This window comes from Oleiphilus sp. HI0123 (genome assembly GCF_001635315.1).
This window is the reverse complement of the sequence record NZ_LWGE01001800.1, coordinates 1-11,764: the sequence shown is the minus strand read 5'-3', so window position 1 is coordinate 11,764 and position 11,764 is coordinate 1. Positions and strand designations below refer to the sequence as shown.

12 protein-coding genes are annotated in these 11,764 nt (G+C 43.7%); 7 read left to right on the top strand and 5 right to left on the bottom strand.

The genetic code is table 11. From position 1 onward, the window contains the following. The first annotated feature begins 19 nt into the window (after positions 1-19). The 4 genes from A3761_RS24260 to A3761_RS24245 all read left to right on the top strand — a co-directional run bounded on the left by A3761_RS24260 (position 20) and on the right by A3761_RS24245 (position 4,538). On the top strand, positions 20-1,162 hold the full coding sequence (locus tag A3761_RS24260; protein WP_068511263.1) for a murein hydrolase activator EnvC: 1,143 nt from the start codon (positions 20-22) through the stop codon (positions 1,160-1,162). Between the two features lie 19 nt (positions 1,163-1,181). Continuing rightward, positions 1,182-2,639 (top strand): S41 family peptidase, encoded by a 1,458-nt coding sequence (locus A3761_RS24255; protein ID WP_068511265.1) that lies wholly within the window; start codon positions 1,182-1,184, stop codon positions 2,637-2,639. Next, the gene (locus A3761_RS24250) at positions 2,632-3,531 is read left to right on the top strand and encodes a divergent polysaccharide deacetylase family protein (RefSeq protein ID WP_068751072.1); all 900 of its coding nucleotides are present in this window, start codon (positions 2,632-2,634) and stop codon (positions 3,529-3,531) included. Before A3761_RS24255 ends, A3761_RS24250 begins: the two co-directional genes overlap by 8 nt. 158 nt (positions 3,532-3,689) lie before the next feature. Beyond that, positions 3,690-4,538: a CZB domain-containing protein gene (locus A3761_RS24245; RefSeq protein ID WP_068739980.1), complete on the top strand. Its 849-nt coding sequence runs from the start codon at positions 3,690-3,692 to the stop codon at positions 4,536-4,538. Positions 4,539-4,652: 114 nt separating this feature from the next. On the opposite strand, the gene hisF is transcribed toward A3761_RS24245, so the two are convergent. The 5 genes from hisF to A3761_RS24220 form a co-directional block, all read right to left on the bottom strand. Continuing rightward, on the bottom strand, positions 4,653-5,426 hold the full coding sequence (gene hisF / locus A3761_RS24240; protein ID WP_068511272.1) for an imidazole glycerol phosphate synthase subunit HisF: 774 nt from the start codon (positions 5,424-5,426) through the stop codon (positions 4,653-4,655). 23 nt (positions 5,427-5,449) lie between these two features. Then, positions 5,450-6,178 carry a HisA/HisF-related TIM barrel protein gene (locus A3761_RS24235; protein ID WP_068511275.1) on the bottom strand — a complete coding sequence of 243 codons (729 nt, stop codon included), beginning with the start codon at positions 6,176-6,178 and terminating at the stop codon, positions 5,450-5,452. A 17-nt stretch (positions 6,179-6,195) separates the two neighbouring features. Beyond that, positions 6,196-6,846 carry an imidazole glycerol phosphate synthase subunit HisH gene (hisH, locus tag A3761_RS24230; protein WP_068511277.1) on the bottom strand — a complete coding sequence of 217 codons (651 nt, stop codon included), beginning with the start codon at positions 6,844-6,846 and terminating at the stop codon, positions 6,196-6,198. Positions 6,847-6,926: 80 nt separating this feature from the next. Further along, positions 6,927-7,520: an imidazoleglycerol-phosphate dehydratase HisB gene (hisB, locus tag A3761_RS24225; protein ID WP_068511279.1), complete on the bottom strand. Its 594-nt coding sequence runs from the start codon at positions 7,518-7,520 to the stop codon at positions 6,927-6,929. A gap of 69 nt (positions 7,521-7,589) precedes the next feature. Further along, the gene (locus A3761_RS24220; RefSeq protein WP_068511282.1) at positions 7,590-8,051 is read right to left on the bottom strand and encodes an SRPBCC family protein; all 462 of its coding nucleotides are present in this window, start codon (positions 8,049-8,051) and stop codon (positions 7,590-7,592) included. 201 nt (positions 8,052-8,252) lie between these two features. Between A3761_RS24220 and A3761_RS24215 the strand changes: the two genes are divergently transcribed. From A3761_RS24215 to A3761_RS24205, 3 genes are all read left to right on the top strand, one after another. Beyond that, positions 8,253-10,433, top strand: coding sequence for an AsmA family protein (locus A3761_RS24215; protein ID WP_068739289.1), 2,181 nt, complete (start codon positions 8,253-8,255; stop codon positions 10,431-10,433). Further along, positions 10,433-11,524 carry an A/G-specific adenine glycosylase gene (mutY, locus tag A3761_RS24210; RefSeq protein WP_068511288.1) on the top strand — a complete coding sequence of 364 codons (1,092 nt, stop codon included), beginning with the start codon at positions 10,433-10,435 and terminating at the stop codon, positions 11,522-11,524. Before A3761_RS24215 ends, mutY begins: the two co-directional genes overlap by 1 nt. 45 nt (positions 11,525-11,569) lie before the next feature. After that, the coding region (locus tag A3761_RS24205; protein WP_068751069.1) for an oxidative damage protection protein at positions 11,570-11,764 on the top strand (195 nt) is incomplete at its 3' end.

Here is an 11,764-nt window from a genome sequence, read left to right as displayed (position 1 = left end):
CAAGGCTCCTCACTAATCGATGAAATACCTTCTGCTTACATTCTGTTTGTTAGCTTCACTCGTAGCAAACCCAAGTCTTGCAGAAGTTTCTCAAGAACACTCTGAGCGTGAACTCGCTCAACTTAAATCCAGCATCACCAAAATCAATCGCTGGCTGAATCGCGCTAATACTGAAAAAACCGGGCTTTCAAAAGCACTGGAGAAGCAAGAAAAAGCTATCAGCAAGCTAAGCAAGTCAATTCGTACCAGCAAAGCAAATATAACGAAGCAAACCAAAGAGCTTAAAAAGCTGGAAAAAGACCACTCTCAACAAACAAAGGCGCTAAAAAAACAGCAGTCGTTCTTAATAAAGCAATTACAACGTGCGTACCTGCACGGGGAACAATCTCAAACCAAACTTCTTTTAAACTCTAATAACCCCCAGGAACTTGCTAAGGATATGCGTTTCTTTGCCTATATTAATGAAGCGCGTAGTGAAAAAATTTCCGAGGTACAAGACATTCTTAACATCATAAAAAATACCGAGAAAAAAATACTTGTTAAGAAAAATAAACTGCACGAACAGCATAAGCTTCAACAACAACAGCGCTTAGAGCTGAAAAAAGAACAAGCAGCTCGTAAACAGGTACTCGCAAAACTCAAGGCCAATATAAAAAATAACACGCAGCGTCTTGAAAAAATGCGCAAAGACCAAGCGCGCCTAGAGAAGCTTCTGAACGAATTAGAGCAAGCCATTGCCAACATCCCCCTCCCTGACGACGCCGCTCCGTTTAGCAAACAAAAAACCAAGCTTCCGTGGCCTGCGAAAGGTAAAGTCATTGGGCGCTTTGGTAGTCGAATTGCTCAGGGTAAGCTAAAGCTCAATGGCATTCATATTGAGACAAAAAACAACCAGGAAGTTCAAGCCATCCATTCTGGAAGAGTTATATTTTCTAACTGGATACGTGGCTTTGGTTTGCTCATTATTATCGATCATGGTAATAATTACATGAGTTTGTACGGTAACAATAAGAGCCTTGCAAAAGATACCGGAGACTGGGTTAGAGCAGGTGAAGTTCTCGCCTATGCAGGGCAAAGTAATGCAAAAAGTGAAACAGGGCTATACTTTGAAATTAGAAAAGACGGAAAGCCTTTAAATCCTAGCCGATGGCTACGAAAATAAATTCTTCAGGACCCACTTAATGAAATTAGTTTCTCGTTCCTTACCTTTAATGACATCACGCCGCAAACGCATCTGCACTTACAGCGCTATTCTGGCTGGGTGCTTATCTTTCAGTCAGCCCGCACTTTCCCAGCAAACTGAAAGTGCTGGTATACAAGATACTAATTTAGCTTCGGAACAAGCGACTGCCCCCTTACCTTTAAATGAGCTGCGAAAGTTTACCAATGTATTTGGCAAAATTAAGAATGCCTACGTCGAAGAAATAGATGACGCTACCCTGCTAAAATATGCGATTCGTGGCATGTTGTCAGGGCTTGACCCACACTCAGCTTATCTTGAGCCAAGCGCATTTTCAGACCTGCAAGAGAACACTTCAGGCACATTTGGCGGCTTGGGTATAGAGGTAGGTATGGAGAATGGCTTTGTAAAAGTTATTGCGCCGATTGATGATACCCCCGCTCAGAAAGCAGGCATTGAGGCTGGCGATTTAATTATCAAATTAGATGAAACACCCGTAAAAGGAATGAGTCTTGATCAAGCTGTTGACACGATGCGTGGTGAAGCGGGTGAGCCGATTACATTGACCATCGTCCGTGAAGGCGAGCGCGAGCCATTAGAAATAAAAGTCGTACGTGACATTATTCAAGTAACCAGCGTCAAAACGCTAGTACTTGATGAGCAGTACGGCTACATCCGTATCACTCAATTTCAGGCACAAACTGGTAGCGACTTCGCCAAAGGCCTTAAAAAGCTTCAAGATGAAACTGAAGAACTTGCAGGCTTAGTTATTGACTTAAGAAACAACCCTGGAGGCGTACTTCGTGCTTCAGTAGAAGTTGCCGACCAGTTGATTGAAGAAGGTCTCATCGTTTATACAAAAGGCCGTGCTAGCGAAGCCGATTTAAGCTTTAACGCGACACCTGGTGACGATGCTAATGGCATACCCATTATCGTTCTTATTGATGGAGGCTCCGCATCAGCTTCTGAAATCTTGGCCGGAGCACTTCAAGATCACAATCGGGCAGTCATAATGGGAACACAGAGCTTCGGCAAAGGCTCTGTACAGAACGTCATGGCTCTTGATGCTGAATATGGGCTTAAGCTAACAACTGCCCGCTACTATACCCCTAATGGCCGTTCGATTCAGGCGCAAGGTATCGAGCCCGATATAGAAGTTAACCGAGCCAAGTTGAGTGAAGAAAAAACCAAAGCCTTTTATCGAGAGTCTGATCTAGCCGGTCACTTAAGTAACGGCAACCAAAATAAGAATGAATCCAGCAAAGAAGAAAGCGAAGACTCAGAAGTTTCTCGTCAACAATCCATGCTGGAAAAAGACTTCCAGCTTCAGGAAGCTTTAAGTTTGCTAAAGGCTTTGGATATTCTAAAAGTTAAGCAAAAGAACTCTTCCGTCAAAACACCAGAGAGCCAAACTGAGGCCGAAAACCTAGCTGAAGAAGGCACTCCACAAGGTGAGTAAATATCTCCTCAAGCTCAGTACAGTAGTCACCTTTATCCTGACTACTGTCGTGCTTGCTTTTCCCGTTGCTGCAGAGCAAAAGCAGCAACCGACCATCGCAATCGTCATTGACGATATGGGGAATCACCTGGAGAACGGCTCCCGATTAATTGACCTACCCTACCCCCTTACTTTGTCTTTTCTACCAGAAAGACGCCATACACGAACCCTAATCGAAAGAGCTAAAGAGAATGGTAAGGAAATCATGCTCCACTCGCCCATGCAAAATAAGCTTGGGATTAAGCTCGGTAAGGGCGGTTTAACCGAAAACATGAGTGAGATGCAAATTAAGCAAACCTTGCGAAAAAGCTTTATCTCGATTCCGCATATGGTAGGCCTGAATAACCATATGGGCAGTCAGTTGACAACTCAAAACAAGGTTATGGAGTGGGTAATGGAAACGGTTAAACAGCACCCCTTCTTTTTCTTGGATAGTCGCACCTCTGCCAACTCGGTTGCCGCCAAAATTGCCGCAGAACACCAAATCCCTAACATAAGCCGAGATGTTTTTCTTGACCATTTTCAGACCCGAAAATTTGTTCAAGCTCAGTTTATCAAGCTAGTCGAACTAGCAAAGAAGAATGGCACAGCCATAGCAATCGCCCACCCTCACAAAGTCACAGTTGAATACTTGAGCTGGGCTCTGACAAAGCTTGACGAAAAAGGTATCAGTATCGCTTCTGCTAGCGCTATCTGGCAAATACAAAACCCTGGACAGAGCATGCAAAACATCTTTGCTGCAAGAAACAAAGTTCCTCGACTAGCACAAAGTAAATCATCCACGCCAGACACCTTAAAACACGCAAACTACAGTCCGCAAAGAATTCCGCAAGAATATCAAGACACTCTATAAATTCTTCCTACCGATCCATAAACAGTTATTTTTCGTGATAATTTATTTAGTCGATCTTTACTGGTCAGATTTTCTATCAGGTCTATACTAAATATGCGCGGTGCCTCCGCACTTTCAAGGATTATAGCGAACACATTTCAGACCCGAGGTTTATCACCATGTCCGGCAAAAATATAGACAGCTTATTTCACGACGGCACTCTTGCTGCGATTACCTTTATGACGGCTGACGCCGCATTTGCCATCCCTCTGGAACAAGTACTTTATATTGAGAAAGACGTGAAAAGAAACCTTCAGGTAAATGAGCTTGATGAGTTTAATCACGAAGTGATTACCTTCCAGAACAACACTGTTCAGCTGTACGATTTTAATCAGCTTATTGGTTCTGAAAATCACCAGACCCTAATGAACAACCTGGTTGCCAAACTGAACGAAATGGAGCAGCAACATAGAGATTGGCTTGATGCACTAGAGTCATCACTTAAAAACAACACGCCCTTTACTAAAGCGCTTGACCCTAACAAATGCGCTTTTGGCATGTGGTACAACCAGTTCGAAACAGATATTGAAGAGCTTAAAGAAGCCCTCCTGCGCTTTGATGAACCCCATAAAAAGTTACACGGTTTAGCTGAAACCTTACTCAACTTAAATCAGACTGATCACGACGAAGCAATGAAGATTCTGAACACCGAAAGACAAACCACGCTATCAGAATTGATCCACCTGTTCCATTTAACCAAAGAGCGAGCCTTATCGAGCATCCGTCCTATCATTCTTTTTGTAGAGCGCACTGGCGGCAAAGTAACAGCCTTACGTCTTGATAATATCAACGACATCATCACCTTTAACAAAAAAGTATTTTGTCGAGATGACTCTGCAGATGGAATCATGAGAAGTAAAAATGATGACTTTGTGGTGGAAGGCTTTCTTAGAGACGGTAACGAAGCACCATTAATGCTGATCAACTGCCAGCCTGAGAGCAAGTCTGAATCTAATCAGGTTGCATAGAATTTAAAAAGCTTTGTAGGCAGCGCCTTCCACGGCTCGCATGAGGGCTAGCACGAAATTGATCGTGCGCCTGAACCCTCTGCCTACAATAGACAACTTTCTCGCGCTTAAGACCTACAGGCGCATTTCAATACCACAATCGGCCATATGTGCCTTGGCTTCTTGAACGCTGTACTCTCCAAAATGAAAAATACTTGCTGCCAGAACAGCATCGGCGCCACCTTCCAAAACTCCATCTGCCAAGTGCTGTAAATTCCCCACACCGCCAGATGCTATAACCGGAATAGACACAGCATCGGTAATCGCCCTAGTGACGCCTAAGTCGAAGCCGTTTTTCATACCGTCCTGATCCATACTGGTTAGTAATATTTCACCAGCACCGTAATCAGCCATTTTCTTGGCCCATTCGATTGCATCCAAGCCTGTAGGCTTACGACCACCATGAGTAAAGATTTCCCATCGACCTTCTTCACCCTCTGCACTCACCTTCTTCGCATCAATTGCGACGACAATACATTGGCTGCCAAATTTCTCGGCAGCTTCACGAACAAACTCTGGGTTAAATACTGCCGCTGTATTGATCGCAACCTTATCCGCGCCGGCATTCAACATACAGCGGATATCTTCAACTTTTCGGATTCCACCACCAACCGTTAGCGGAATAAACACTTCACTCGCCATTTTTTCAACAGTATGAACCATTGTGTCACGGCCTTGGTGACTCGCTGTGATGTCCAAAAAGGTGATTTCATCAGCCCCTTGCTCATCATACTTTTTGGCAACTTCTACCGGGTCACCTGCGTCACGGATATCAACAAACTGTACGCCCTTTACAACGCGCCCTTCATCAACATCCAAACAGGGAATAATTCTTTTAGCCAAGCCCATTAACTAGCTCTCCACTTATAATTTCAATCTTCACAATAGTCTTGAGCCTCTTTAAGGCTTAAGGCTTTTTCATCCAAAGCTCGTGAAACCAATACGGTTTCGATACCCACTTCAGACTCGGAATACAATGCACGAATATCATCCATATCTGCTACCCCGCCAGTCACCCACAATGGTACGCGAGAGACTTCAGCAAGCTTAATAGCCTCGTCGAGATTAACACCCTGACAGCTCCCTATACGCCCAAGGTCTCGATAAACCAGAGCAGAAATATCAGCAGCACTTAATTGCTGCGCCCAGGTTTCGGCAGTAACTGGTGACGTTTTCTGGCAACCATGTGTACACACCTGACCCTCTAGCAGTGACAGGCTCACCGTAATGCGCTCAGGAAAGCGCTTACACATTTCAGCAATAAACGCAGGATCTTCTATAGCTTTAGTTCCTAAGGTCACTGTTCTAATACCAGACTTCAGGTAATGCTCAACTTCAGATTCACTACGAATTCCACCTTCAACATGTAAATTTAGATTTGGAAAACGCTGAGCGATCGAAACGATCATTTCTGCATGAGCCGTCCGCCCCTGAATTGCACCATCTACGTCAAACACATAAAGGTCCTGCACACCGGCATCCATCCAACGCCCGGCAAGGTCTGTCGCATCATCGGAGTAAACTTTGGTCTGATCAAGGTGATGACCAGACACATGCACACATTTAGCCTGCATTAGGTTAATTGAGGGTAGGATATTCATCGCTTGACTAGTACCTTCTATTTTCCAGACCAGTTCGCAAAATTCTTGAGTAGCTGTAAACCTGCATGCTGGCTCTTTTCAGGGTGAAACTGAACTGCAAAAATGCTATCTCGGCTAAGTGCCGCAGCGATAGACTTCCCGTATTGGGCCGAACCTGCCAAGTATTGATGATCAGCCGCTACGTAATAGCTATGGACAAAGTAAAAACGCGAGGCATCTGAGATCTTATGCCACATAGGGTGATCACCATTCTGCACCACCTGATTCCACCCCATATGCGGTACTTTCAAACGAACCTTCTCGCCCTTATCGTTCTCTTCATACAAGCTTTCGCCAAAATGCAAAACATCGCCTGGGAAGGCACCGATACAATCAACGCCTCCATTCTCCTGGCTATGTTGAAGCAAAGCTTGCATGCCAACACAAATACCCAAAAAAGGTCTGTCCTTGGAAACTTCCATGCTTAAGCTATCAAAGCCCAAACGCTTAATTTCAGCCATGCAATCGCGCATAGCGCCTACACCAGGCAAAACAACCTTATCTGATGCACGAATCGTATCCGCATCCGAAGTTACAAGGACTTTTGCATCAGGCGCTACGTGTTCAAATGCCTTCGAAACCGAATGCAAATTGCCCATACCATAATCAATAATGGCAATTGTCGTCATTTTTTCTCACTCGTAAAAAGCAACTGACCTCAAAAGAGGCCAGTATTATTTATTAACTGTCGTACAACTTGAAACCGGTTCTATAAAGAACCTTTAGTAGACGGCATTTTTCCTTCCATTCGCTCATCAAGTTCCAAAGCCATGCGAAGCGCGCGGCCAAAAGCTTTGAATACCGTTTCGATCTGATGATGAGCATTTTTACCCTTCAGATTATCGATGTGCAAAGTTACATTGGCGTGATTTACAAAACCTTGAAAAAACTCATAAAACAGCTCTGTATCGAAGCGGCCGACACTTCCTCTGGTAAAAGGAATATCGTATTCCAAGCCAGGACGGCCAGAGAAGTCGATAACAACACGCGACAATGCCTCATCTAGAGGAACATAGGCATGGCCATAACGACGAATGCCTTTCTTATCGCCCACAGCTTTAGAGAATGCCTGGCCTAGTGTAATACCCAAATCTTCAACGGTATGGTGATCGTCTATGTGCAAGTCGCCTTTACAGTGCGCATCGATATCAATCATGCCATGACGACAAATCTGATCCATCATATGCTCTAAAAAAGGCACGCCAGTATCAAATTTAGCCTCACCCGTTCCATCAAGATTCACAGAAACTTTTATCTGTGTTTCCAGAGTATTACGTTCTACTTGGGCTTTTCTCTCAGCCATTTACTTCTCCGAAAATAAAATAATAAATAGATAAATTAGATAGCCTTATTTATCCACAGCACAAAAGGTCTAAGCCAATGCGCCTTTCAGGTTGTCGATATACTCATCAACCATTGCACTAAATTCATGCTTAACAACCGGGCTAATTGCTAACTTAAGCAGGCCTGGTAAAGGCAAAGTCAATTGCGCAGAAGTCGTTAATTTCAAGTTAGTTACGCCGTCACCTTCGGTTATTTCCCACTTACCTGATACAACGCCATTACCCTCACCCTTAACAGGAGTCCAAGTAACTTCACATGCGGCTTCGTCAGCAGAATACTTACAGGCATAAACAGTCTGGATTGCATGATCACCCAAGCCTACCTTTTCCATTTCCCAAAGAAAGGTATTGTCACCTTGATCGGTTAGTGCTTCAACTTTTGGGAAGTGGGCGCCTGAAGCGGGCACATCCGCCAACAATGCAAAAGCAGTGCTTGCATCGGCTTTAACGGTAAACTCGCGATCAATATCAATACTTACTTTAACGGTCATTTCCTACCTCACTATTATTATCACTGGTGGTTTTCTCAGGGTGTATTTCTGTGCGGGCAAGCCTATTAATGAGCGTTCCGATTAGAAATTCGAAAAGCTTCAATGACATAATCCTGCAGACCAGCAATAATAAACACTTCAAAGATAAAAAGCCACGATACCTTGAACAAGAAACCGACTCATTAAGGGCCATATACAGCAATGAACAAATTTCTTAAATTCAGCTTACTTTTGGTTATCGGACTGCCCTTATTAGCAGTGCTAGGTATCGCGCTGTTCATTCAGTTTCAAGATGCAAATCGCTTCAAACCTACGATTGAGCAGCAAGCTATAGAACAAGCCGGAATAAACTTATCGATAGACGGGTCCCTAACCTGGTCTTTGTACCCACTCGGCATTGATATCAACGATATGCAAATCAGTGATCAGCATGGACAAGCGTTTGCATCTATTAAGAGAATACTGGCGCAGGTAGACCTATTTTCTTTACTCAAGGGTTCACCCAGCGTTCACACCCTGCTTCTCGATAGTGCAAAAATATCGCTATTTGAAGACGAGCAAGGAAAAGCCAATTGGCTTAATATTCTACCAACACAAGAAACAGCGGCACTGGAAAAAGACACCTCGGAAACGAAAGCAAAAGATTCAAATCAAGACTCAAAAAACCAGAAGACTTCTGAGCTTTCGTTTTTACTCAGCCAGCTAAGCATATCTAACCTAAACATTGCTTATACATCAGAGCTCAAAAACCAAAGCATTAAACTTTCACCTGCGAGTATTCAGGTTTCAAACATAGCACCAAACAAAGATGTACCCTTCGACGTAGACTTCACCTTCGAAGACACCATAGAAAAACTAACACTCAATTCTAATATTATTGGCCTTATCGAGTTTTCACCTGACTTTTCAAAAATTACGGTAAAAGAACTCAAGAGTAATTTTGAAGCGAATGGCGCCTTCTCTCAGTTCGAAGTAATTAATGCAAGTCTCGACAGCAAATTCACTGTGAACACCAGTAAAGAAGAAATAGTGGTTGAGGAGCTTTTCCTCATACTCGAGGAACTCAAGCTTGATAGTCAGTTAAGCCTTACAAACTACTTAGAATCACCTCACCTTCAAGGGCAAGTCCAAGTCAACAAGTTCAACCCCAAGATTCTAGCCGAGAGATTTGGAATTGCATTACCCACCTTATCTTCACCTGAAGCGCTAAACGCATTTAGCCTTTCGAGTAAGCTCGAATTTAAAGACCAGGCTCTATACTTTCAACAAATCAACACACAAGTAGATAAGAGTTCATGGCAAGGAGACCTTACATTCAATAGCAGTAATCAAGCGTTTGCACTTAGCCTTGTCGGTGACTCAGTTAATATCGATAATTATTTACCCGCCGAAGAGGAAAATAACAACACCCAAGCAAGCGCCAACGATGAAGCACCAACGAACAACCAAACCAACTCAGAGCTTCTGCCACTAGAAACACTGAGACAGCTCGATCTAGACATATCTTTAAAACAACAAAGCTTAATTGCAAACAAAGTCCTGATCGAAAATCTTAATGTCGAATTAGCCGCAAAGAACGGAATCGTCAGCGTAACAAACCTGTCTGCGAAGTCTCATGAAGGCATACTAAACACGAGCGCAAAAATAGATGCGCGTAGCAACAAACCTACTTGGCAAGCCGATACAAAGATATCAAACCTTAACTTAGGCACTCTGATTCAAGCGCTGGAAATTCAAAATGCCGAGGACAGCGCTAGCCTCAGTGGCACTCTCAATTTTAGTGCTGCGCTGACAAGTCGTGGTAACACCTTAAGCGAAGTTCAAAGCAATGCCTTGGCTCAATCCGAATTTGAAGTACTCGACGGTGAAGTTCAAGGCATAAACTTCAAGGCACTAAGCTGCAAAGGATTGGCCCTAATAAATAAAGATTCTATCGATACTAACAACTGGCCAAAAGCCACACCTTTTGATCTGCTTAAAGGCAGCGCCAGTTTGAAAGATGAGATTCTCACGAACAATTTCGAGCTAACAAGCTCCGGATTGGCGATGAGCGCCGAAGGCCCTATCAACCTGAGCGCAACATCGCTAGACATAAAAACCGGCTTACGCGTCATTGGCGACTCTAATGAGCATGCCTGCAGGGTTAATGAAAAGTTCAAAGACATTCCTGTTCCTGTAAGATGCAAAGGAAAATTTGATACGCCTCCAGCTGAGCTATGTAAACTGGACAGCAAACGTTTACTCGATGCGACCAAGCAAGTAGCTGCTAAAGAAGCAAAGCGTAAATTAGATAAAGAACTGGATAGAGCCTTAAACAAACACCTTGGCGACAAAGATGAAATCAAAGATGCTGCCAAGAACCTACTCAAGAAACTATTTTAATGTCCACAGATAAAAGCTCATCAATCTTTGCAAATCGCCTACTAAATTGGTTCGACCAACACGGTCGCAAAAACTTACCCTGGCAAATAGACAAAACACCCTACAGGGTTTGGGTATCTGAAATTATGCTCCAGCAAACCCAGGTCAGCACAGTTATCGACTACTTCAAACGCTTTATGGCAAGCTTTCCTGATGTTAAAAGTTTGGCAGATGCTGACGAAGACAGCGTGCTCGAACATTGGGCCGGTTTAGGCTATTACGCCCGTGCGCGTAATCTACACAAAGCAGCAAAACAAATATCTTATGACCTGGATGGCGTCTTTCCCGAAGATGTTGACGGCTTAAGTGCCCTGCCAGGCATTGGTCGTTCAACTGCTGGCGCTATTCGTAGCATTGCTCACAAACAATATGCCCCGATTCTTGATGGCAACGTAAAACGGGTTTTATGTCGTTATCACGCCATCAAAACCTGGTCTGGCGAAAGAAAAACCGAACAAAAGCTATGGCTACTCGCAGATGAACACACACCGCAAGATCGTGTTGATGACTATACACAAGCCATCATGGATCTTGGCGCAACACTCTGCACACGCAGCAAACCTAAGTGCACAATTTGTCCAATGCAGGAAGATTGCCAGGCAAACAAAGCAGACCTACAACATGCCCTACCGGTTTCAAAACCCAAAAAAAAGATCCCTCAAAAGAAAACCTGGGCACTGCTAATTGAGTCTGATAAGGGAGTCCTACTTGAGAAAAGGCCGCCAAGCGGAATATGGGGTGGTTTATATAGCTTGCCAGAGGCACCACCCTCACTCACGCCACCAGACTTGATTCAATACTGCACCGAGAACTTTGGCATAGAAACAGAACTACTAGAAAGACACCAAAGCATTCACCATACCTTTTCTCATTACAAACTAGAGATACAGCCGGTTAAATTAAAGCTAAAAGCGTCACTACCAGAAGTACGCTCATCAGATAGGCTAAAGTGGATCCAAGAACATCAGCTTTCTAAATTAGGCCTGCCGGCACCAATATCTTCCTACCTTGAAAAGCTAAATTGTGATGATTTATTCAGATTAAATGACTAAGATTGACCCATCACATGCTATTTACTTACCACACGAGATCGAAACATGAGTCGCACTGTTTTTTGCAGAAAGTATCAAAAAGAACTGAAAGGCCTGGATACCCCGACAATGCCAGGAGAAGCGGGCCAAGATATTTTTAACAACATCTCTGAACAAGCCTGGAAAGAATGGCAAAATAAACAAACCATGCTGATTAACGAACGACAGCTCAATATGATGAGCGCCGAAGACCGAAAGTTC